Genomic DNA, 23,344 nt, shown 5'->3' with positions numbered 1-23,344 from the left:
TTAAAATAAAGAAAGAATAATAAGACTAATTTCGCGAAAACTTCTGCTTTTCCTGCCGGGGCATGAAGGAGTTCGCCGTTGAGCCCGCCAAGGAAAGAAGGCGGGAAGAGTCACTTTTTTAGCTCTTGGTCGACCCGGGCGATGGCGGAGGCGGCTGCAGCCAGGTCGGTCCTGCTCGCTTGCAACTGGGTCTGGCCGAAATTCCCGGGGAAAGCCAGGCTGTCTTTGCGTTCGAAGATGGAGGAGGTAAGCAGGCTCCCGCCTTGGCGTAAGTCATCGAGAAGGCTGTTGTCGCCGGTTTCCTGGAGCGCCGCGGTATTTTCATAGTCCTGGGCGGACAGTCGATAGAGCCGGTCGAGTTTGGCGATCAGGCTCTTTTGGTCTACGACGTTGGCAGAAGTAGGGAGAGATTCGTATTTTTTTAAAACATCGTTAAGAGAAAGAACTATTTGTTCGATATTCATAGTAGGCCGGGTTACTTCCGGCTGCGGGGCGGGAAGATCAACCCAGCCGGAATCACGGTGCAGGAGGACCGGTTTGACGAGGACGACCACGAGAATGATAAGTGCCGCCAGACCAAACCGGGTCAGTCGGGGCCGACGGGTCAGGCGGGACAGACGGGACAGACGGGTCGGAGCGGTTCGGTGGGCCAGGTTAGTTCGGTTCGTTAAACCGGTTCTACGGCTTCGATATTTCGATTTGGGCATTTGTGCTACCCACCTTTCCGATTGAGTCCCTTGCGGTTGTTTTTTAATATAGCCTTAGGCTGAGCATGTCAAGGCACATCCCGCCCAGCAAAACACTTTGCCTTGGGGGAGCAACGCAATGCCATTTCGTTAAGATATCTATGGTCCTGCTCGCTTTCTTATTCTTCCGTTCGGCGTGGTCTTTCGGGATAGATCCCCTTGCCACATCTATGTGGTGCACCGGGAGGCTGAAAACGCGCGAGGAATGCCGGAACGGGGGGAGAAGTGGGAATCTGGCGATTGGATAAACGGTTTCGATGACGAGGAAGGTTAACTGAGGGAGGTAAAGCAGAAAATGTCGACGAGGAGGGCGTTCTTGAAGTTTCTCGCCGGATTGAGTGCGGGGTTCCTGCCTTGGTACGGTTGGCCCGAGACGCTCAAGAAGGTTGATGCCCTGGCTGTAAAGGCCTCGGTCGAAAATTTTCCGTCTGCGGTGAATACGGGTTCAGCCGCGATTCCGGCGGGAAAAGCATTTGGCGCTTTTGGAAGGGTGAATCCGTCCTATTTAAAGCGGACGGCGTCGGACGATATCGCTGTACTGGCGCAGCCCGCCTTGGCGGGGCGCCGGGCGGGCTCGGCCGGCGAGGGGAAAGCGGCGGCCTATCTTCAAGACCAGATGCGGGGGTTGGGACTGCAGCCCTTGGGGGATCGTGGGGCTGACGGGCAGCGGCTGTACACCCAGGCTTTTACGATTTATCCTGTGGTGGAGGAGTTTGCCAACTTCTATTATGGGCGCCATCTGACCTTTTCGTTAGGAGATCCGAAAGACCTGCGCACTCCCAGCGCGAATATCCTGGCAGGGTTAATGGGTACCCGGGCGGCGGAATCCGTGATTTTGTCGGCTCACTATGATCACATGGGCATTTTTGAAGGGAATCTCTATCCGGGGGCTAATGACAACGCTTCCGGTGTGGGCTCAATATTGGATGTGATGCGCAGACTCATTAAAGAGGGCGTACGGCCTAAGAGCAATGTGCTGCTCGCTTTTTGGAGTGCGGAGGAAATGGGTTTTGTCGGGTCCTCCGCGTTTATTAAGAACCCCGGCGTGCCCTTGGGTGGGATTAGGGCCGTGTTTAACGCCGACACCGTCGGAAACGGTTCGCTGCATGAGTTTGCCCTTTGGGCCGACGGTGAGAATACTGCCGTGCGGACACTTCAAGCCGTCGCGCGGGAATGCAATTCCTCGGCCCCGGTGGTGCCCAACCATGGTTATGACAGTGATCAATATTATTTTAATCTGAACCATGTCCCGGCGACGACTCTCATGGCCCGAACCTGGCTGGAGAAAAACCATACACCCCAGGACGTACCGGATTTCGTCAATCCGCAAAAAGTCGCCTTAGCCAGCGATATTCTGTACAAGGCTGTGCATCGGCTGGCATTTTAATATAGCTTGCGAATTGTTAACCGATAAGGTAAAATAATCAAGGTAAGTCAGTGCGCAGGCGGGAGTGGCGGAACTGGCAGACGCACTGGATTTAGGTTCCAGCGGGTAACCGTGGGGGTTCAAATCCCCCCTTCCGCACCATAAAGGGCTTTCAGACAATTAGGTGCAGCACCCGAATGACCGGATGGTGCATGTTTTGGCTTCGGCACAGCGTTTTTCACATCGTTTATGGTGTTTTTATACTGTGCCTTCACGCAGAATGTCAAGATAGGCGGCGTAGGAAAACGTCCTGTTGCGCTGCTCGCCGGAGTTTTGTGTCAGGATACCCATTTCGCAAAGCCGCCGGACAGAATCGGATACCGTCTTAAATGTGGTATCCAAAGCAGCCGCTGTCTTTTGGATTTCAATGATGGGATTTCCTTCAAGGTAAGCGAATAGGCGAAGCGCTGTTTTGGAGGCGCGGCCCATTCCGCTGATGGAAGCGATATTTTTGTCATGGAGCTCTGTCAGCTTGTCAATGGTATTCGTTGCGTCCTCGGCGGATTCGTAAATCGCCTGCAGGAAAAATTTGATCCACTGCTCATAATTTCCGTTGCGGCGCACCTCGCTCATGCGGTCGTAATATTCGATACGGTTCTTTTTCAAAAAATATGAAATATATAACGCGGGAGTTGTCAGCACGCCTTTGGTCATCAGATATAAGGTGATGAGCAACCGGCCGATACGTCCGTTGCCGTCCAAAAACGGGTGTATGGTTTCAAACTGATAGTGGATTAAGGCGGCGCGAATCAAAACATCAAGCGCATCATCGTCGTTGATGTATTTTTCCAGGTCGGACATTGCTATCGTCATATCTTCCGGCGTCGGAGGGATAAACCTGGCATTCTTCAATATGCTGCCCTGACCGCCGATCCAGTTTTGGGAATAGCGGAACTTACCCGGATTTTTCTCCTGTCCGCGAACGCCTGCCATCAGTATCGCGTGCGCTTCCTTAATAAGTCTGTTGCAGAGCGGCAGCTCGTTCAATCTGGCAATCGCAAACTCGGTTGCCTTGATGTAGTTGATAACATCAGCGACATTGCGATTGGCATTTTCGTCAATCAGCGGGTCAAGCACATCCTCCAGTGTGGCCTGCGTTCCCTCAATCTGGGACGACATCAACGCTTCCTTGCGGACATACATTGTTATAAACAAATTAACATTCGGAATCCGAACCGCGATGCCTTCCAGAAGAGTAAGCTGTTTATTGGCTTTTACCAATAGCTCAACGGTTTCGTTATCGAGTTCAACAGGAGGATTTGGCGGCAGCGGCGATGGCGTAAATGATTTGTATGCTGCTTCACCCGACAGGTTTGTTTTTAGTTTTCCGGCTCTGTCCATCATATATGTGCGGTCTCCTTTGCGAAAAGTTAATTACAAGGGGTATTATAGCGCTTTTATTTTAGTTTGTCAATGAAAAGTAAAACAAGGAACGCTAACCGCAAATAGACAAACCGCTACTGTAAAGGTAGCGGTTTTTTAATTCACTGCGTATTGATTCGCTTGCGTATTGAGCCAATAGAGGGGAGAATTAACGTCTTCTCAGAGCGGGAGAATGTCAAAAAAGCGCTTGGAACAGACTTTACGCGCGGACATCGACTTTTTGGCCGAGCTGGCCGTTCGGTCCGCCTTGAGGTGATTGGCTCAACGTGAAAAAATTCGACTAAATTGGCGTCTTATGCCGGTGAGCTTCCTTCTGGTCTTTTTCCATGCGGCAGGGGGGAATAGCGGTGGGAGAAGCTTGTTTACCTTCTAAACTCTCTGTATTAATCTAATAAGTAGAATAATAGACGCAGCAAAATTTCGCGGAGGGGAAGGAGAAAGATTAGATGAACTTACTGCGGACCAAATCTGTTCAACAGTTGGTTTCCGAATCGGAAGAACAGCAGACAAAACTGAAGAGGGCCCTGAGTGCCTTTGACTTAACGGCTTTGGGCATTGGGGGGATCATCGGGACGGGTATCTTTGTCCTGACTGGAATCGGGGCGAGCAATTTTGCCGGTCCGGCCTTGGTCATTTCATTTATTATCGCCGGACTGGCCAGCGGGCTTGCGGCTTTGTCCTATGCCGAGTTTGCGGCCATGATCCCAGTGGCCGGCAGCGCTTACACTTATGGCTACGCGGCCCTGGGTGAGATTTTCGCCTGGGTCATCGGCTGGGACCTTCTCTTGGAGTACGGTTTAGCTTCTTCCACCGTGGCGGTTGGCTGGTCCGGCTACTTGGTCAACCTGCTTTCCGCCATCGGAGTCAATCTGCCTGCCTGGGCCACCAATGCTCCCGGAGCCGGAGGGATCATTGATCTGCCGGCCATTCTGATTGTGGGACTCATTGTCAGCCTGCTTACGGTTGGGGTTAAAGAGAGTAAATGGGTTAACAACATTATAGTCGTTGTCAAACTGGCCGTTATTTTGCTTTTTATTGCCGTGGGGACTTCTCACGTCACGCCCGCAAACTGGCATCCGTATATGCCTTTTGGTTGGGGTGGCGTTATGACAGGGGCGAGTATTATCTTTTTTGCTTATTTAGGGTTTGATGCCGTCTCCACCGCGGCGGAGGAGGCGAAAAAGCCCCAACGCGATTTACCTATCGGCCTCATGGCCTCGCTCGGGATTTCTACTGTTCTTTATATTTTGGTCACCATGATCCTGACCGGAATGGTCAATTACACGAAGCTTAATACCTCGGCGCCTGTCTCCTTCGCTCTTAACTATATCGGGATGCACTGGGCTGCCGCACTTTTAAGCGTCGGGGCGATTGCCGGTATCACCAGTGTTTTGCTGGTGGACCTGTTTGCCCAGACCAGGATTCTCTACGCCATGTCACGCGACGGGTTGCTGCCCCCGGTGTTTTCTTCCGTGCACCAAAAGTTTAAGACCCCGCATGTCAGCACGCGGCTGGTGGGGCTGGTGGTCGCTGCCATGGCCGGTTTTACCCCTATCAAAGATTTAGCTGAGATGGCCAATATCGGTACTTTGTTCGCTTTTGTCATCGTCTCAGCGGCCGTAATCGTCCTGCGCAAAACCAAGCCCGAACAGCGCCGTCCCTTCCGGGTTCCGCTCGTGCCTTGGCTGCCGCTTCTGGCCATTGTCGCCTGCCTGTATTTGATGTACAGTTTGCCTCTGCTTACCTGGATCCGCTTTGTCGTTTGGCTGGCTGTCGGGCTGATCATCTACTGGCGCTACGGCTCACGCCACAGTCTTTTGCAAAAAGGAGAAAATGGACGGCTGTCCGGGGATAAGACCATGGGTACCGATCCGCAAAAAGGAGGACGGGGAGCGGCTCGGTAGGAAAGTTGCGGATCGAAGACGGGCGTTACGGATTTAAGATCGGAGGGAACCAGGAAAAGGAAAATTTTTTCTGATGTAGTACTTGTTTCCCGCGGCCTCTCTTGTTAATATTTAGTCAGGAGAGGTTGCGGGGAGGTTTTTATTTGGCCGTAGCAGTAGTTTCCGCGCAAGAGGAGGTTGAGGAGTTCCTCAGGACGCTCAAGGCAGTGCTGATGAGCCCGGGTTTTGATGCCGAGTGCGACTTGGTTTTGGCGGCTGCTCCGTATGGGAGGGCGGCAGGCAGGAAGAGGGGACCGAACGCTTCGCTTCAGAACGGCTTTAAGGGCAAGGATTGGGTTTACCCGCTTATGGGATTGGAGGCGGAAGTGTACCTCCAGACTTTATGGGAGGAGAGCGATTCCCCGCAATTATTTTGGACCTTTGTGAAGGCGACCGGGACTCATGATAGGTGTCTGCGCTTTAGGATCAGGGATAGGAAAGGCGGTCGCTTGCTGGGTGTCCAACTGGAGATTGTTCGCTTTCCTTTTTTGCGTCGGCTGCCCTACGCCAGGGCGGCTGATTTGTGAAAGCCGGTTTTTTCTCCAATTGGGGCAAAAACAAAAGACGGTGGGAGGGGTAGAACATGCATTATTTAGCCGCTGTCATTGCTCTTTGTCTGATTCTGGGGTTGGGTCTCTGGTCGGGACGACGTTCTCGGAAATCTCAGAAAAATAGGCAGGTAAAGCTTTATCGCTTGCGCAAGGGCCGGCGAGCCAATCTGCGGCGGGTCAAATAGCGTTAGGGGGAAACTGCGCGGACTGCATTGGCTCACTCGGCATTGGCGGAAGCTTGATCAAGAAATGGATTGTCTGAGAGGAATTTTAAGCCCTGGCAGATAACTCATTACTGCGATGCGGCTTGTGTTGGCGGAAGTACCCCTGAGAAAATCATTATACATACTCAATACGTGCAAATCGGGTCGGCCACTGGGCGCGGCTCCCGGCAGATAGCGAATGTAGCGAAGCATTCGGTGATGCCGCTTGCTTCTCCCCGGTCTGAGGATTATGATACCCTTATGGGAACACGGGTTCCCATAAGGGTATCATGTGTACGGGAGGGATAAGAATGCTCTTTGCCGAGATCCGGGTTGTTACGGCCGGGAACCGGCTTGTGCGCTTCCAATGGAAGGGCGGATGGTATGCCGTGACATCCGTTGAGGACGAATGGGTTGATACCGGCGAGTGGTGGCATGAAGAAGGGGAAAAGACCTTCTATAGGGTGAGCAGCGGCACTTCTGTGTTCGAACTTTACTTTGACGCAAAAGAAAAGGGGTGGTACATGTACCGGGTCTATGATTAAAAAATGTCACTGCCAGTCAGGTGTTGTGCCTAAGGTGTTCTAAATCAGGTTTAGGAGTACTTGGCCGAGGGCGGCGAGGGTCAAGCCGCCGAGCAGAATAATAACCGCCCAACTCCAGAGCCGGCCGGGCAGCTTGGTCCGGTAGCTGCCCATCAATCCCTGGTCACCGGTCATTAAGACCATGAAAACGAGCAGAGGAACCATGAGAATGCCGCCGATGACCTGGGTGCCCAGTGCGATTAAGTTCAGGGGCAGGTTCGGAATCAGGAGGGCGAGGGAGGCCAAGACGAGGCTGCCGATATAGACCAAGTAGAATCGGGGTGCTTCCCCGATTTTGTCATTCAGACTTTTGGACCAGCCGAACAACTCCGCAATGCTCCAGGAAGAAGAGAGAGACACGGTGATGGAAGCGAGGAAACCGGCGTTAAACAAACCGAGCCCGAAGAGAACGGCGGGCCAACGGCCGACCGCCCGGGCCAGCGCGGCAATGATATCGGACGGACCCGCGCCGGCGAGGTTGGGAACTTTGCCGAAGAGGGAGGCTCCCAAAATGATAATGCCGGCGGCGACGACGACCTGGATGAGGGAGCCAAACGCGGTGTCGAGGCGGCCGAAACGAAGTTCGTGAGCACGAATCCCCTTATCGATGACGCCGCTCCCCTGGAAGAAAATCATCCAAGGGGCAAGAGCGTTGCCGACGGTTGCGATAAGATAGAAAACAAAGCCGGCCTGCAGGGCTTCCGGGACATTCCAGGAAACAAAGACGTGCGCGATTTCAGACACGTTGGGGTGGGTCATGGCAGCCACGGCGACAAAAACAAGGTTGAGCGCCCCGATGAGCAGTGCCAAGCGCTCTTTGGCCCAGTAGCCGGTGAAGACGGCAAAAGAGACAATCAGAAGAAGACAGATGAGGGAACCGGGGAGGAGAGGAACGCCCAAAAGGACCAGTCCCGCCGTCATGCCAATGAATTCTGTCATCAGGGTCAGGAGATTTTCCAAGGCCAAAGTCGCAATCAGGTAAAACCCCCAGGCTCGCCCGTAGCGCCGCCAAACGAGCCTGGAAAATCCCTCCCGCGTGACGACTCCCAGCCGCAGGCTCATTTCCTGGACAGTATAGGTCAAAAGTGCCAGACAGAGCACCAGGGGCACAAAGACGCTGATGCCGAATCTGGCCCCCGTGACTAAGTACGAAATGACTCCTCCGGCATCATTGTCAGCCATGGCGGCGAGAAAGCCGGGGCCCATCAGGGCCCAGAAGAGGATGACATAGCGCCGCCAGCCTATTCTGGGGCGACTGATTAATTCATGAAACTTTGATTGGCTTTCACCGGTCGAAGTGAGTGATGTGTTCATGGCGTCAGCACCCCTTAAAAGTATTTGCTTCACATTTTATTGACAGATGTTGCAGAAAGTGCCAGTCCCGTGCATAGACTGTTGTTAAAAGATCAATACACTTTTATGCTTAAATGGAGGGAGCTGCCATTTGATGCGCGAACAGGAAACCTCGTCGGATCTTGGGAGCTTGTTAAAGGCACTATTAAAAGAGAAGTCTTGGTCGATGCGAAAGCTCAGTCAACTCTCCGGCATCGAAACGGCCACGATTTCCCGGATCGTTAACGGCAAGCAGCAAGCAAGGCCCAAACACCTGCAGCAATTTGCCCAAGCGCTGAACGTGCCGGTGGAGCAACTTTTTGAGGCCGCCGGTTACGGCATCAAAGCACAAAAAAAAGATCCCTATTCGGACTTTCGCACCTCGTTAGAGGCCATTCAGGAAGTCCTTTTGGCATCCAAACTGTTCGACGAGGAGTATACGCGGGAACGGGTTGAGCAAAGGTTGGCCGATTATGAGCACTATGCGCGAACAGAAGAAGGGCAGCGGATTATTCTGGAGGATTTTCAGGAGAAAATAAAACAAGTCGGCGGCCTGGGCCCCTTCATCGACGATTTAAACCAACTGTATACGCTTTATCTTCAGACTGACGGCACATCGCCGAAAAGGGCTGTGCTGGGCAGTGCTTTGCTGTACTTTATTTTGGCCACAGATATCATTCCGGATTATGTCTTCCCGATCGGCTATCTGGATGATGCCATCGCTATCAAACTGGTTTTACACAAATTGTCGTTGGGGCAGAACCCGGCAGAGGAAGCGGAAGATGAGCCGTAGGCTATGCTGCGGATGCCCGGGGCCCGGACTCGAAGCATCGAGGATTGTTCCATCCAGTTCACACAAAGGTTCACCCGCCGTTTGCCTTGGAGTCCATGGTGCTCCTGCCCCAAGCGTTGTTTATATCGTTCACTCTCTTGGTTTGGGAATGGAGAACGACTGTGATAAAATAAAGAACGAGTACATGCTGTTCTACGACCCTTTCGACCCTATCTGCAGTGTGTGACCTTGGTTGAAAAGAAGAAAGGGGGAAAGTGGCCTTTCCTCTCCTGACTGAAGTCAGGAAGTATCCGGGCTGCGAAAATCTTGAAAGGACTGCGCCGTATTGCCTTGGGCATGGTACTCTGCTTTTTCGTTCTGAGCCTTGGGCTCGTTTATTGGCAAGTTGTGCAAAACAATGTCATGCTCAAAAACCCGGCTAATCCACGCTTGGCACTTATGGAACGCCGTATCAAAAGAGGAGGAATTTTTGACCGCAACGGCGTGGTCTTGGCCGAGTCCAAAGTTGAAAGCGGTAAGAGTGTTCGCGTCTACCCTAACGGGGGGGTCTATGAGCCCCTGCTCGGATACGCTACCCTGCAGCATGGTCAGGCGGGGTTGGAAGACGCTCTGTCCGGCTGGCTTCTGGGGATGAAAAATCCCACTTTGTCCCAGGAACTCAAACAGTTTTTTCAAGTTCCCCGTCAAGGGGATGATGTAGTGCTCACTCTGGACGCAAAGATTCAACAGGCCGCCTATGACGGTCTGCAGGGGAAGAAAGGAGCGGCGGTCGCCGTCGATCCCCGCACCGGGCAAATCCTGGCTTTGGCGAGCCAGCCGTCGTTTGACCCTAATTCTTTGGATAAGAACTGGAAAGAGATCTCCCGCCCCGGAAGCACGGATCTGCTGAACAATGCCCTGTCCCTGTTCACACCCGGTTCCGTTATGAAGCTTGTCACCTCAAAAGCCTTGTTCAGCGGGGGAATCGATACCTCGAAACTTTTTGACGACAAAGGCACCACTGTGATTAACGGTCAAGTCATTCCCGATGAAAATACATCCGGCAACGGCTGGATCAACTATAATTTGGCGCTTGCCTATTCCAGCAATGTCTATTTTGCCACCCAAACTGTTAAAGCGGGGCAAGATAATTTCCTGGCGGCTGCCAAGGCCTACGGTTTTGGTCAGACAATCCCTTTTCCCTTGCCGGTCCCGGATAGCCAAATCACGAACAAGGCGGCGGTGCCCACGCATTTAAGTATTAATCAGTTGGCGGCCAGCGCCTTTGGTCAAGGCCAGGTTCTGGTCACACCGCTGCATATGGCCCTGATTACGGCGGCGGTGGCGGACCACGGCGTCATGATGAGGCCCTACCTGGTGGACCGGGTGTTAGATTCCAGGCAAAATGTCCTGTATAAAGCTCAACCGAAACCCTGGCTTACCCCGTTGTCTCCGGCGGATGCCGGCAAAATCACCACAGCCATGGTGACGACCGTCAATCAAGGCACCGCTGCCGCGGTTGCCTTGCCCAATGTCCAGGTAGCCGCCAAAACCGGGTCGGCACAGCCCGGCGGCAATGTCACAACAAACGCCTGGTTCGTGGCTTTTGCGCCGGCCGACAATCCCCAGATCGCCGTCGCGGTCCTGGTGGAGCATGGCGGGGCCGGCGGGGTGGCGTCCGCTCCCATTGCCAAAGCGATGATCAAAGTGGCTTTGGCCGAAAATCTCTGATCTCTGACTTCTGACCTCCGTTCAGCTAGACCTCTTTTATGATCTCACCCATGCGGCTCACGTCATAGCCGCCAATACCCCGTACTTCATTTTGGAAAGCGGGGGAGTTCAAGATCGACAGGAGGGCCTGGAAAGGCGGTTTGTCAAGATCCTCCTGCAAGATGATAAGATCGTAGCGCTCTTTCTGCAAGGGTACAAAGTCAAGCCCGCTGACCTGCAGGGCTGCTTTTTCAATGCCCAAGCCGGCATCAGCCTCGCCCCGGGCCACCCGGCTTGCCACCGCGAGGTGGCTCATCTCCTCGTCCCCGTAGCCGCGGATTTGCCGACGGTCAATTGCCAGAACCTTCAGCTTTCCGTCCAGGAGTACTCTCGCTCCCGAACCCCGCTCCCGGTTGACAAAACGCACACCGGGGCGGGTCAAGTCCTGCCAGGTAAGAATGTTTTGCGGGTTGCCCCCGGCAACGTAAAAACCCTCCGTCCGGTAGACCAGATTGATGACCAATGCCCGGTGCCCCGGCAGCATATGGCGCACATAGGGGATATTGTATTCATCGGTGTCACTGTCCCAAAGATGGGCTGTCACCGCGTTCGCTTGTCCCCGGTAGAGAGCCGTCAACCCGTCGATACTGCCGATGTATTGGCGCAGGAATGAGAGGTGGGGAAGTCTCTTTTCCAGGTGACGGGTCAGAATATCCAGAATAACGTCTTGGCCGCAGATGACCAGGCCCGCACTTTCGGGAAAAGGGCGGTTGCGATTTTCTCCGCCCGGAGAAGAAGACGAAAAGGGAGCGTGAACAACCACACCCTTGGCTTTCTTTTTGTAGGCTTCCAGGTCGGCGGCTTCCACCCGGACCTTACGCCCTATGTGGTAGGCGACTAACTGACCGCGTTTTATGAGCTCGTAGACCGTGAACTTGGAGATTTTAAGGATCTTGGCCACCTCTTCCGGTGTGTAGGAAACATCTTCGGCCATTGTTTCACCCGCTTTCTATTGTCAACCATTATAACATATCGTATAATGGGCTTGCAGTTAGTTTATGTGAGTTCACGTTTGCGGGAGAAAGGCACTCGTTCAGCCAAGGGCCGTTGGGCGGCTTTGAGTTAACGAGAGAGACGGTTTACCTCCGATGTGAACCATTAGCCGATCATTTGGCATCAAAAGAAATGTTATCCGCTCTCCGAGCCAGATAAGCCTAATGAGTAATCGACGGCTTCTGGCCAGGGCTTCGAGCCCTCGGGGTATATCCGGAAACGGGTATGCCTTCACTTTTGGAAAAGGAGGTGGGCAGGCTGTCAGGCGTTTAATTGCGTGCGGGCTCCACCGGTTTTGGGTGGAGCTGTTTTAGTTTTGGTTGAGCCGCTTATAGTCAGTCCAGCCCGTCTTCCTGAAATTTTCGGGCCCTGGGGGGCGGGAACTGAAACGGTGCTATGAGCGAGTATGCGCGAGGAATTTTGTTCCGGATGTTACTTTATTGAAAACGGGGGTAAGAGAATGCAAAGGGGTAATAGAATGCGGAAAAGATTGGGATGGGCGCTCCTCAACTCACTCGCGGTGCTTTTGTCGGTGGTGCTATTGCTGGCGGGCTGCAGTGCCGGAGGGGGGACAAATTCGGGCAAGGGCGGATCGCAGCCCGGTTCAAGGGCCTTAATCATCTCTGCTGCCGCCAGTTTACAGAATTCCTTAACTGAGATTCAGAAGGTTTACGTAAAAACCCACCCCGATGTTCGGCTGACCTTTAATTTTGGCGCTTCGGGTCCGCTGGAGCAGCAAATCGAACAAGGGGCCCCCGCCGACCTGTTCATTTCGGCCGGCAAAGCGCAGATGGATGCGCTGGTCAAGAAAAACTTGGTGGTCAAGCAGACAAAAGTTAATTTGTTAAGTAATGTCTTAGTTTTAATCACCGGTAAGGATAATAAAAATGTGACTTCGGTCCAGGATTTGACGAAGCCCGGGGTGAGGAAGATTGGCATCGGCACGCCTCAGTCCGTGCCGGCGGGAAAGTATGCCGAAGAGTCCCTGAAGAGCTTGAAGCTTTGGAACACGCTGCAGCAGGAGCAAAAGCTGGTGCTGGCGAAAGATGTCACCCAGGTGCTCACCTATGTTGAGATGGGAAGTGTGGATGCGGGGTTTGTGTACCAATCCGACGCCCAGAGTTCTTCCCAAGTCAAGGTTGCGGCGGTTGTTCCCGACAGTGCACACCGGCCGATCGTCTATCCGGCGGCTGTCGTCGCAGGTTCCAAAGACAAACGCGATGCCGAAGACTTCTTAAAATTCCTGGAGAGCCCGCAGGGACAGCAGATTTTTGCCAAGTACGGTTTCAAGACGATGAAATAATAGCGGATGAAGTGAGCACAGGATGCAATTTGATTATGTTCCGGTTATTCTCTCCTTAAAAGTCGCCGTGGCCGCGGTGGTTTTGGTCGTGATCGGCTGTCTGCCCATTGCGGCCCTGATGGCTAAATACGAGTTTTGGGGCAAGGGATTGGCGGAGTCGGCGTTGACCTTGCCCCTAGTGCTCCCGCCTTCCGTCGTTGGCTTTATGTTGCTCTATCTTTTCGGCAAGAACGGTTGGCCGGGTATGTTTCTCGAGCACTTCTTTCACTATCAGGTCGTCTTTACCCTTTCCGGCGCGGTCATCGCTTCGGCGGTCGTTTCTTTCCCCCTCATGTACCAATCTCTTAAAGCGGCGCTGGAAAGTGTGGACCCCAATTTGGAAAAAGCGGCCCGCACGTTGGGGGCGGGGGAGCTAAGAATCTTTTTCACGGTGACGCTGCCCTTAGCCTGGAACGGTTTTATCGCGGGGCTGGTCCTCGCCTTCGCCCGCTCCCTCGGGGAGTTTGGGGCCACTCTGATGATAGCCGGAAATATACCGGGCAAGACCCAAACTATGCCCCTGGCCATTTTCTTTGATGTTTATGCCGGCGAGGGCAAGCAGGCAAACATCCTGGTTCTGATCATGACGGTGTTCAGTTTCCTGGTCATTTACGCTCTCAACCTCTGGCGCAAAAAGGGCAAAAGGGGAGGAAACGGAGGGGCTGTCCGATGACGAGAGGGCTGTGCGAGGGCGAGGGGACTATCCGATGACGAGGGGGACTATCCGATGATGGGAGAGCGGTCCGATGACGAGAGGGCTGTGCGAGGGCGAGGGGACTACCCGATGACGGAGGGGTTGTGCGATGATTGAGGCGAAGTTCGGCAAGGAACTGCCCGGCTTTGAGTTAGAAATCAATATCGCTCTGACTGAGGGCATCTTGGCTGTGGTCGGTCCGTCCGGGGCCGGAAAAACCACTTTGCTGCAGTGTGTCGCCGGCTTGCAAAAACCTTCCTGGGGCGAGATCCGAATCGGGGGGAGACTTGTCTTTTCCTCGCGGGAGGCCAAAAACATCCCTGCGCGCGAGCGCCGCATCGGCTATTTGTTTCAGGACTATGCTCTTTTTCCTCATCTGACGGTGGAAAAGAATGTGCTTTACGGTAAGCCCAAGGGTGATGACCGGCGCGCTAAGCGCCTTTCCCTGGCCGAAGTCCTCCGGATGCTTGGCATCGAGCATCTCAAGAACAGGTACCCGGGTCAGATTTCGGGTGGCGAGAAGCAGAGGGTGGCCTTAGCCCGGGCTTTGATGACGGCCCCCGAACTGCTGCTCTTGGATGAGCCCCTTTCGGCGCTGGATCCGGAGACACGGAGTGCCCTGCAACGGGAACTGCGCCGGTTGCAGCTTGAATGGCAGATTCCCTTTATTCTGGTCACGCACGACTTGCGGGAGGCGGAGTTTTTGGGGGATCAGGTCATCCGGATCAACCGGGGCCGGCAGGAGGAATTGGCGATCTGCCGGCCTGCCTTCCCCTGAGGCGCGGGCTGCGCGCCGGCGGCAGATGGCCCAAGTGGGACCTCCCGGCCCGCCTTTGAGCAAGAGGGCGACCGTGAACTTGCTATTCCTGACTTCCGGTGTTATGCTTGGATGAAGCCAGCCGTGTTCGCGAGGGGGGAACCGGCGCTTGTTCGGGAAACGACGGGAGGGATGACGGTGCTCGGTGCCAAAGTGGCGCAGGAACTCAACGGACAGCTTCAGAAGGAGTTCTATTCCGCCTATTTTTACTTAGGGATGCAGGCTTATTTTGCGGCCCAAGACCTGGACGGTTTTGCCAACTATTTTCGGGTTCAGGTTCAAGAGGAACGTGACCATGCCCTGGCTTTCTTTAACTATCTCAATAAGATCGGAGGAAAGATTGTCCTGGCAGCGATTCAAGAGCCGCCCTCCGATTTCAGCAGTCCGACGGATGTGTTTGCCCGCGCCCTGCAGCATGAAGAGTATGTGACCAAATCCCTCTACGCCATTATGGATGTGGCCCGGGAAGCGCGGGATCATACAACGGAGATTTTCCTGCAGTGGTTCATCACCGAACAGGCGGAGGAAGAAGAAAACATGGGCCGGGTTCTAAAACGGCTGAAGTTGGTAAAAGAAGACAGTGCCGGTCTGTTCATCATCGATAATGAGTTGGCCCAAAGAGTTTATACACCCGCGGTTATTCCCGGGTTGTCACCGCAGCCGTAAGAACGGCGGACCGCCGTGTCCGATGCGTATCCGCCGGGGAAGCCCGGACGGGCGTTACGGCAATGAGACCTGCATTTTCACGGATGGAATGCAGGTCTTTCTTTGGCACAAGCCGGGTTTTCTTCGGCATCTCTGAGAGTACTTATCTGCCCAGTGAACTTTTGCGGGGCCCTTTTCGTCTTAATCAGGGGACAAAGATTTTCTGACCAAGAGGCGGAGATTAAGGAAGGATTTTCCCCCGAGTTGCCGTAATATGTATTGAGAAAACTTTGGGGCCTTGTCGTAGGCCCGGCTGATGGTCCGGTTTGAATATTCGAGGGGATTTTTGTTCAATATTTAGATATAGGTAAAGAAAACCCGGCTGCTGCCGAGCCTTAAGCGAAGGTGGCAGACGCAAGTTTTCTTAGCCTGCGAACGACGTAGACTTTCAGATTAGGAGAAGAAAAGGAGGGCTTTTTCCGGTGAAACCAAAGCGGGTGCTCATTTTTTCGGCGACATTCGGGGCCGGGCATGTAAGAGCGGCTCAAGCTCTGATCGAGACCTTGCGGGAAGATGATCCAACGCTTGACATTACCCATTTGGACTTTGGCGCCTTTGTCAGTAAGACCATGAACACGGTGATCAAGAGTACCTACATCGAAGTCATCAAGCACACACCGAAACTTTGGGGCAAGTTCTATTACCGGACGGCAAAAATCTCGCCCCATTCCGTATTTCAACGCTTCCTCAACGGTATTGGACGCAGTGAACTTGTAAAATACATCAGTTCTCTGCGGCCGGATCTTATCGTCTGTACTTATCCCACGGTAGCCGGGGTTCTGGCGGAACTCAAACTCAAAGGAGTTCTCGATGTTCCTTTGACGACGGTGGTGACCGATTATGCCGTACACAGCCAGTGGGTTCATCAAGGAATCGATTTGTACATCGTGGGTGCCCGGGATGTCTATGAGGGGCTCACCAGCCGCGGCATTGACGGCAGTAGAATCAGGGTCACCGGCATCCCCGTGAGTCCCCGTTTCGAGCGGGAAATTGAGCGCGGGCCGGTTGCCGCCAAACTCGGTTTGGATCCCAATGGGTTGACTTTTCTGGTCATGGGCGGAGCTTATGGCGTCTTAAACGGCGCCAAGCGGGTCTGCCAGTTTCTGGCGGACAGCCGGGTACCGGTTCAGACGATTTCCGTATGCGGCCGGGATGAACGCCTCTACAAATCTTTGGACGGCTTGGTCGCCGGAGCCCGCAACCCCTTTGTCCGTTTTGGCTTTGTCAATAACGTGGAGGAACTCATGGCAGCCTCCGATCTCATTATCACCAAGGCGGGGGGGCTCACGGTCAGCGAGGCCCTCACTCGGAGGATTCCCCTCTTGATTTTTAAGCCGATCCCGGGTCAGGAGGAAGAGAACGCTACTTTTCTGGAGAAAGTCGGAGCGGGAAGAATCGCTCATACGGAGGAAGAATTGGAAGGAATTCTCAGAGAGATCTTGGCACATCCCCAACAGATAGCCGCGATGCGCAAGGCGGCGGCTGGGGTTCTGCCGGGGAAAGCCGCGGAGCGGGCTGTCGGGTACATGATGGAACTCGCGGATGAACAGACGAGCCGGCAGAAGATTGGCTGAAGAATACCGGGAAAATATCGTTTTTTATGGTGGATAACCGAACCTTTGATAAAGAGGTTTTTTTGCCGGTATCCGAGAAGAAAGGGGAAAAGGGGCCTTTCCTCTTCTGGCTTATGTCAGAAGTATCCGGGCCCCGATGATCATGAATCTTACCGGCTGGTTAGGGACGGTTCTGGGTTTTGTTGCCGTGATTTTGCTTTTGTACACGCTCTTGCCTGATTTCTTTCTGCACCGTTTGGGCCTGGGCTGCCGAAAGAGGCAGTATACGCCCGGGGTGACGCTTACTTTTGACGATGGTCCCGATCCGGTGGTGACCCCCCGCCTTCTGGATGTCTTGGCCCGGTCACAGGTGCGTGCCGTTTTCTTTGTGGTGGCCGAACGCGCGCAGCGCTATCCCGAGTTGGTCAGGCGGATGGTGGCTGAAGGACACGCTTTGGGCATACATTCGCTGTCTCATCGCTATGCTTGGTTTACGGGACCCAGGCGAACGTGGAGGGAGTGGGAAGAAGCCGACCGGGTCTTAACGGAGCTCTCGGGGAGAGCGGTGGAGTGGGTGAGACCGCCCTGGGGCACGTTTAATTTGTTAACCTGGTGGTGGATGAACAGACGGGGAAAACGCGCGGTGCTTTGGAACGTGGAAGGACACGACTGGCAAAAGGAGCGCAGTGTGCAGTCCATTGTCGAACGCATTTTAAGGCGGGTGAACGAGGGTTCGATCATTGTGCTCCATGACGGGTCCGCAAGCCCGGGAGAAAGGGTGCGGGTGGTGCCTGTTGTGGAGGAACTCTGCCGCCGCATAGGGCGGGATCTGATGCTGCCCGTGCTGCCCCTGGAGTTTCCGGATTGGTCCTTTGGACGGAGGACCGGTTTTATCCTCTGGGAGAAATGGGAACATTTCTTTGCCGCCCGTTACCGGGTGGAACGTATTGATGCCATGAATATCTTTCGCTTAGCCAAGACAACCTATCACGGGCCCGAACTTCGCGCACAGAGCGGTGAGCTTCTGGCTCGGGCCGGGGACACGGTGGGTGAAATTCATCTTGATAACATTCGCTTGCAGGCCAAAGGCGCAGACGCGCAAAAGATTGCGACTAAGGCCTTGCGCATCGCTAAAGAATCCTTTCCCGTCTTGGCCCGTTATGTGGCGGAGAGCCCGGAGTACGCGGATATTAAAATTTTTCTGGGCCTTTCCATGATGTACCGGGCGGTCAGGGTCTTCGGATTTGAGGTCCAAGATGTGGAAGCGACGCTGGGAATGCGCTGGATCGCCTTCTTACAAAAGGTGATCATGAGTGTTTACCATCCGGCGGGGCAGGCGCGCTTGAACCAGCGCTTGGGGAAAGAGCCCAAATTGGTTTGGATCGAGAAAAAGAAGCTGATTGAGCTTTGGGCGGGGCCTGAGAAGCGTGCTTCCGCGGGGAGAAGTCTGAAGCGGGAAGGTCAGGCCAAGGAGGATGGATCGGTCTGCTGAATTGTTTCGCATCGCCGGCCTGGGCAATCCGACAGCCGGTGTTTTTCGAGCTGGGCGCGTGCTGCGCGGGAGCAGCGGAACCCGTCCTTTGGGGAGACTTTTTCTACCGGTGGACAGTCACGCGGATAGACAGGGCAGAAAGGGTTTTTGCAGACACGCGCCTTGATTTGTCGGGTGAACTTTGGTAAAATAGGTCAGGTATATTTGGAACGTGAAAGCCTAGAAGTCGAGGGTAAGCAGAGGGAAAAGGAGACTCTGGAAAAGGGGGAACACATGTTCCCCCTTTTCCAGATAAGTTTTTTTTCCGGTGCGGCTTTTCCGGGGATCTTCGCGGGTCCGGCAGAGCCTTTTCTGCGGTCCGGACCCGAACGCGAAAGAGAGCAGGTCGTTTGCGCCCGAGGAAATTCGGCAAGACTAGGTGAGTATCCCGGCCAATACCAGTCGTCTATCGTCAGTTTAGGAATAGATCATGTTTAAGGGGGAGCACGTGTCATGTCTGTCAAAGTGGAAAAGCTAGAAAAGAACGTTGTGGTTCTTGAAGTCACGGTGGAAGGGGCAAAATTTGCGCAGGAGGTCAACCGGGTCGCCAAAACGTTCGCCAATCGGGTTAACATTCCGGGGTTCCGCAAAGGAAAGGCGCCACGGGCTCTGGTGGAAAAGCATGTGGGAAAAGAAACTCTTTACAATGAAGCGTTGGATCACCTGCTCGGTCCGACTTATGCCGAGGCGGTGAAAGAAAGTGGGATTACACCCGTCGACCGCCCGGAGGTGGATGTCGTTCAGGTGGAGGATGGTAAAGAATTAATCTACAAAGCCAAGGTGACCGTTACCCCGGAAGTGGAACTGGGCGCCTATAAAGGGCTGCAGGTGGAAAAAGAAGCGGCTGTTGTTGACGAGAGTGCGGTGGAAGCGGAACTGAAACGCCGGCAGGATCAATATGCTAAAGTGATCACTTTGGAGGGCGGCAAGGCGGAAGAGGGCGACACGGTCAATATCGATTATGAAGGTTTTATCGGCGGAGTTCCTTTTGAAGGCGGCAAGGCGGAAGGCCATGACCTTGTCCTTGGTTCAGACAGCTTCGTTCCCGGATTCGAGAAACAGTTGGTAGGTGCCGAAACCGGGCAGGAAATCGAGGTCAATGTTCACTTCCCGGAAGAATACCGGAGTAAGGAACTGGCCGGGAAAGAGGCTCTTTTTAAGGTCAAAGTGAATAATATTAAACGCAAACAGGTATCTCCCCTGGATGATGAATTTGCCAAAGATGTCAGCGAATTCGGCAGCTTGGACGAACTCAAAGCAGACATTCGCCGCAAACTGCTGGAAGGGGAGGAAAGGCGGGTAGAGACTGCCTACCGCAATGCGATCGTCGCCAAAGCCGTGGAAAACGCCAGTGTCGAAATACCGGACGTCATGATCCAGGCACAGGTTGATCACATGGTAGAGGATCTGGCCCACAACTTGGAGTATCAGGGAATCAATCTGGAGCAATATTACCAGTACAGCGGTTCCAACGAACAGGAAATGAGGGAACGCTTCCGTCCTCAAGCCGCTGAAAATGTCAAAAGTGAACTGACTTTGGAAGCTATCGGCAAGGCAGAAGGAATTTCTATCAGTGACGACGAACTAAATGAAAAGCTGGTTCAACTTGCGGAGCAGTATCATCAACCGGCAGACGCCTTGAGGGCGAATCTCGAAGCAAATGGAGGGCTGGAAGGCTTCAAAGCGAATTTGACCATGGATAAGGTCGTGGAGTTTTTGGTGGAGAACAACGCATAACTCAGGGCCTGAAAGGACATTCTGATGTAGAGAGGTGAGAGGATGGCAAAGTACAACGATGAAAAGAACCAGCTGAAGTGTTCTTTCTGCGGCAAAACCCAGGATCAAGTCAAGAAGTTGGTTGCCGGTCCCGGAGTCTATATCTGCGATGAATGTATTGAACTCTGCAATGAAATTATCGAAGAGGAGCTCAATGACGATCTGGCCGTAGATATTGGCGATATTCCCAAACCGAAAGAAATTAGGGCGATTCTTGACCAGTACGTCATCGGGCAGGATGATGCCAAGAAGGTTCTTTCGGTTGCGGTTTACAATCATTACAAGCGGATCAATTTGGGAATGAAGATCGATGATGTGGAACTTCAGAAGTCGAACATCGTGATGATGGGCCCGACCGGTTCAGGTAAGACGTTGCTCGCCTCCACCCTGGCCAAGGTCCTCAATGTGCCGTTTGCGATCGCGGATGCCACATCCTTGACGGAAGCCGGCTATGTGGGCGAGGATGTCGAGAACATTTTGCTCAAGTTGATTCAGGCAGCCGACTATGATGTGGAGAAAGCAGAAAAAGGCATCGTCTATATTGACGAAATAGACAAGATCGCGCGCAAGTCCGAAAACCCCTCCATTACCCGGGATGTCTCCGGAGAGGGTGTGCAGCAGGCTTTACTCAAGATCCTTGAGGGTACGGTGGCGAGTGTTCCGCCGCAAGGGGGACGTAAGCACCCGCATCAGGAGTTCATCCAGCTCGACACGACGAATATCCTCTTTATCGTGGGAGGAGCTTTCGACGGGATCGAGAAGATTATTATGAACCGGACTGGGAAGAAGGTCATGGGTTTCGGTGCCGAGATCCAAAAAAAGAGCGAGATCAAAATCGGGGATACGTTAAGACAGATTCTGCCGACAGATTTGCTCAAGTTTGGCCTGATACCTGAGTTTGTCGGCCGGTTGCCGGTTATCGTCACCCTGGACGCGCTTGATGAGACGGCCCTGATCCGGATCCTTACCGAGCCGAAAAATGCTCTCATTAAGCAGTATCAAAAACTTTTGGAGTTAGACGGGATTGCTCTTGAATTTAAGGAGGAGGCCCTGGCCGCCATCGCGGAAGAGGCGATTCACCGCAATACCGGGGCCCGCGGCTTGAGAGCCATTGTCGAAGAGATATTACTGAACGTTATGTTTGATATGCCGTCCCGGACCGATGTGACGAAGTGTCTGGTTACCCGGGATGTGGTACTGAAGAAAGAAGATCCCCTTTTGGTGACGGCGGATAAGGCGAAAAAGGGCAAGAAGGAAGAGTCAGCCTAAAATCAGAAGTCGGAAGTCGGAAGTCAGAGGATTGCTTTAAAAGCAATCCTCTTTTTGCAGTAGTGAAAAAGTAGGTTTCTTTTTCCTTTTTGCGGCAATAATAAGGATAGATTTCCGCAGGAGGGACGAAAGATATGAATATTGGTCTTACCAGCCTGTTAATGACAGTACAATTGGTCTTTGCGGTCGTCATTGGGCTTTATTTTTGGGGAATGCTTAAGACCCAGCAGGGGACGAAAATCGCCGTGGACCGGGAGTCGCGCAAAGAGCTCGATAAACTGGAGAAAATGCGCAAGATCTCTCTCAGTGTTCCTCTGGCGGAGAAAACCAGGCCCCAGAGCTTTGCCGAGATTGTGGGGCAGGCGGAGGGAGTCAAGGCATTAAAGGCCGCCCTCTGTGGGCCCCATCCCCAGCATGTGCTCATCTACGGGCCGCCCGGGGTAGGCAAAACGGCGGCAGCCCGTTTATTGCTGGAAGTGGCAAAAAAGAACCCGGCTTCACCTTTCAAGGAGGAGGCCAAGTTTGTCGAGATAGACGGCGCCACGGCGCGCTTCGATGAGCGGGGCATTGCCGATCCGCTGATCGGCTCAGTCCACGATCCGATTTACCAGGGAGCGGGGGCCATGGGTATGGCGGGAATTCCGCAGCCGAAGCCGGGAGCGGTCACCAAAGCTCACGGAGGAATTCTCTTCATTGACGAAATCGGTGAATTGCATACGATGCAGATCAACAAGCTGCTCAAAGTGCTGGAAGACCGTAAGGTTATCCTAGAAAGTGCCTATTACAGTTCGGAAGACCCAAACATTCCCGCTCACATCCACGATATCTTTCAGCACGGACTGCCGGCCGATTTCCGGATGGTCGGCGCGACGACGCGCGGGCCGGAAGAGATTCCGGCGGCCATTCGTTCCCGTTGTATGGAGGTATATTTCCGGGACCTGCTGCCGGAGGAAATCGCCCGGATCGCGCGGGGGGCGGCGGAAAAAGTGGAAATGCCCATCAGCGAGGCGGGCGTCGAAGTGATCAAGCGCTTCGCCACGAACGGCCGGGAGGCTGTGAATATGGTTCAGTTGGCGGCCGGGGTCGCTCAAACGGAGAGCCTGTCTCAAATCGACGCGGCGGTCTTGGAGTGGGTAGCGACTTCGGGGCAGTATGCGCCAAGACCTGAGAAAAAAGTGCCGGCTGATGCTAATGTGGGAGTCGTCAACGGCCTGGCCGTCTACGGCCCTAATATGGGAATGCTTTTGGAACTTGAAGTCACCGCCCAGCCGGTCAGTCCCGGCAAGGGGGAATTGTTGGTCACGGGGATTGTGGAAGAGGAAGAGCAAGGGAGCGCGGGCAAGAAAATCCGGCGCAAGAGTATGGCCCGCAGTTCGGTGGAGAATGTGCTGACGGTGGTCAGACGCCAATTGGGCATTGAGCCCCGCGATTATGATTTACACGTTAACTTTCCCGGGGGAGTGCCGATCGACGGGCCCTCGGCGGGGATAGCGATAGCCACCGCTGTGGTCTCGGCCATCCGGCGGGTGAGAGTGGACAACTATCTGGCCATGACCGGCGAGGTCTCGATTCGCGGCGGGGTCAAGCCCGTGGGAGGCATTTCAGCCAAAGTGGAGGCCGCCCGTCAGGCCGGCTGCCGGCGGGTCCTGATCCCGCGCGAGAATTGGCAGGAACGCTTTGCAAAAGAAGCGCAGGGGATCGATGTGACCCCGGTCGACGACTTGGCTGAAGTCCTCAGGCTGGCCTTTCTGGAAGAACCGGCGGAAGAAAAGACGGAAATGCGTCCTCCACTGGAAGAAATTTTAAATCGCCTGGATTTCGGTTCAGGGGGAAACGTGGCGGCCGGATCGGCGAGTCGGGTTGTGGGAGGAAGCGCCTCCGCCAATTTGCCTCAGGGGAGCTGACATGCTAGAATAGTTAAAGAAGGAGAATGGCACACTAATTCCAGTGTGCT

General features: G+C 53.9%; 20 protein-coding genes, 1 tRNA gene and 1 riboswitch. Of the genes, 17 read left to right on the top strand and 4 right to left on the bottom strand.

The features are described from left to right. Positions 1–110: 110 nt before the first annotated feature. On the bottom strand, positions 111–707 hold the full coding sequence (locus MNU25_RS00455) for a hypothetical protein (protein WP_240983276.1): 597 nt from the start codon (positions 705–707) through the stop codon (positions 111–113). Between the two features lie 355 nt (positions 708–1,062). Between MNU25_RS00455 and MNU25_RS00450 the strand changes: the two genes are divergently transcribed. Together MNU25_RS00450 and MNU25_RS00445 are read left to right on the top strand one after the other, a co-directional pair. Next, a complete protein-coding gene (locus MNU25_RS00450; RefSeq protein WP_338077708.1) occupies positions 1,063–2,133 on the top strand; it encodes a M28 family metallopeptidase in 1,071 nt (356 codons plus the stop codon). A gap of 58 nt (positions 2,134–2,191) precedes the next feature. After that, positions 2,192–2,274 (top strand) — tRNA-Leu (locus MNU25_RS00445). 96 nt (positions 2,275–2,370) lie between these two features. Here MNU25_RS00445 and MNU25_RS00440 read toward each other — a convergent pair. Next, entirely contained in the window at positions 2,371–3,516 is a 1,146-nt protein-coding gene (locus MNU25_RS00440; RefSeq protein ID WP_240983274.1) for a Fic family protein, read from the bottom strand. 485 nt (positions 3,517–4,001) lie between these two features. On the opposite strand from MNU25_RS00440, the gene MNU25_RS00435 reads away from it, so the two are divergent. From MNU25_RS00435 to MNU25_RS00420, 4 genes are all read left to right on the top strand, one after another. After that, positions 4,002–5,459: an amino acid permease gene (locus MNU25_RS00435; protein WP_240983273.1), complete on the top strand. Its 1,458-nt coding sequence runs from the start codon at positions 4,002–4,004 to the stop codon at positions 5,457–5,459. 143 nt (positions 5,460–5,602) lie between these two features. Then, the gene (locus MNU25_RS00430; RefSeq protein WP_240983272.1) at positions 5,603–6,025 is read left to right on the top strand and encodes a hypothetical protein; all 423 of its coding nucleotides are present in this window, start codon (positions 5,603–5,605) and stop codon (positions 6,023–6,025) included. Between the two features lie 56 nt (positions 6,026–6,081). After that, positions 6,082–6,234 carry a hypothetical protein gene (locus MNU25_RS00425; protein WP_240983271.1) on the top strand — a complete coding sequence of 51 codons (153 nt, stop codon included), beginning with the start codon at positions 6,082–6,084 and terminating at the stop codon, positions 6,232–6,234. 329 nt (positions 6,235–6,563) lie between these two features. Beyond that, positions 6,564–6,797 carry a DUF6504 family protein gene (locus MNU25_RS00420; RefSeq protein WP_240983270.1) on the top strand — a complete coding sequence of 78 codons (234 nt, stop codon included), beginning with the start codon at positions 6,564–6,566 and terminating at the stop codon, positions 6,795–6,797. A gap of 39 nt (positions 6,798–6,836) precedes the next feature. On the opposite strand, the gene MNU25_RS00415 is transcribed toward MNU25_RS00420, so the two are convergent. Further along, entirely contained in the window at positions 6,837–8,150 is a 1,314-nt protein-coding gene (locus tag MNU25_RS00415; RefSeq protein ID WP_240983269.1) for an NRAMP family divalent metal transporter, read from the bottom strand. 133 nt (positions 8,151–8,283) lie between these two features. Here MNU25_RS00415 and MNU25_RS00410 point away from each other — a divergent pair, with 133 nt between their 5' ends. Together MNU25_RS00410 and MNU25_RS00405 are read left to right on the top strand one after the other, a co-directional pair. After that, entirely contained in the window at positions 8,284–8,961 is a 678-nt protein-coding gene (locus MNU25_RS00410) for a DUF1232 domain-containing protein (RefSeq protein ID WP_240983268.1), read from the top strand. 303 nt (positions 8,962–9,264) lie between these two features. Next, the gene (locus MNU25_RS00405; protein WP_240986675.1) at positions 9,265–10,671 is read left to right on the top strand and encodes a peptidoglycan D,D-transpeptidase FtsI family protein; all 1,407 of its coding nucleotides are present in this window, start codon (positions 9,265–9,267) and stop codon (positions 10,669–10,671) included. A 25-nt stretch (positions 10,672–10,696) separates the two neighbouring features. Here the strand turns inward: MNU25_RS00405 and MNU25_RS00400 are convergent, their stop codons facing one another. After that, complete coding sequence (locus MNU25_RS00400; RefSeq protein WP_240983267.1) at positions 10,697–11,644, bottom strand: helix-turn-helix transcriptional regulator; 948 nt, start codon at positions 11,642–11,644, stop codon at positions 10,697–10,699. 191 nt (positions 11,645–11,835) lie between these two features. Then, a riboswitch (molybdenum cofactor riboswitch) is annotated at positions 11,836–11,968 on the top strand. Positions 11,969–12,181: 213 nt separating this feature from the next. Here MNU25_RS00400 and modA point away from each other — a divergent pair. The 9 genes from modA (at position 12,182) to lonB (ending at position 23,294) form a co-directional block, all read left to right on the top strand. Next, entirely contained in the window at positions 12,182–13,006 is an 825-nt protein-coding gene (gene modA, locus MNU25_RS00395; protein WP_240983266.1) for a molybdate ABC transporter substrate-binding protein, read from the top strand. A gap of 22 nt (positions 13,007–13,028) precedes the next feature. Then, positions 13,029–13,718 (top strand): molybdate ABC transporter permease subunit, encoded by a 690-nt coding sequence (modB, locus tag MNU25_RS00390; RefSeq protein WP_240983265.1) that lies wholly within the window; start codon positions 13,029–13,031, stop codon positions 13,716–13,718. 130 nt (positions 13,719–13,848) lie between these two features. After that, a complete protein-coding gene (locus MNU25_RS00385; protein WP_240983264.1) occupies positions 13,849–14,517 on the top strand; it encodes an ATP-binding cassette domain-containing protein in 669 nt (222 codons plus the stop codon). Between the two features lie 177 nt (positions 14,518–14,694). Continuing rightward, on the top strand, positions 14,695–15,222 hold the full coding sequence (locus tag MNU25_RS00380; RefSeq protein ID WP_240986674.1) for a ferritin: 528 nt from the start codon (positions 14,695–14,697) through the stop codon (positions 15,220–15,222). 461 nt (positions 15,223–15,683) lie between these two features. Further along, positions 15,684–16,835 (top strand): MGDG synthase family glycosyltransferase, encoded by a 1,152-nt coding sequence (locus tag MNU25_RS00375; protein WP_240983263.1) that lies wholly within the window; start codon positions 15,684–15,686, stop codon positions 16,833–16,835. Positions 16,836–16,971: 136 nt separating this feature from the next. Further along, on the top strand, positions 16,972–18,306 hold the full coding sequence (locus MNU25_RS00370; protein WP_240983262.1) for a polysaccharide deacetylase family protein: 1,335 nt from the start codon (positions 16,972–16,974) through the stop codon (positions 18,304–18,306). A 492-nt stretch (positions 18,307–18,798) separates the two neighbouring features. Further along, complete coding sequence (gene tig, locus MNU25_RS00365; RefSeq protein ID WP_240983261.1) at positions 18,799–20,082, top strand: trigger factor; 1,284 nt, start codon at positions 18,799–18,801, stop codon at positions 20,080–20,082. Between the two features lie 42 nt (positions 20,083–20,124). Beyond that, the gene (gene clpX, locus MNU25_RS00360) at positions 20,125–21,390 is read left to right on the top strand and encodes an ATP-dependent Clp protease ATP-binding subunit ClpX (protein ID WP_240983260.1); all 1,266 of its coding nucleotides are present in this window, start codon (positions 20,125–20,127) and stop codon (positions 21,388–21,390) included. A gap of 134 nt (positions 21,391–21,524) precedes the next feature. Continuing rightward, entirely contained in the window at positions 21,525–23,294 is a 1,770-nt protein-coding gene (lonB, locus tag MNU25_RS00355) for an ATP-dependent protease LonB (protein WP_240983259.1), read from the top strand. Positions 23,295–23,344 lie beyond the last annotated feature (50 nt).

This window comes from Acididesulfobacillus acetoxydans (assembly GCF_902729405.1).
In the GTDB taxonomy this organism is placed as follows: domain Bacteria; phylum Bacillota; class Desulfitobacteriia; order Desulfitobacteriales; family Desulfitobacteriaceae; genus Acididesulfobacillus; species Acididesulfobacillus acetoxydans.
Note: the sequence above shows the minus strand (reverse complement) of the source record. Positions and strands in the feature narration are given on the sequence as shown.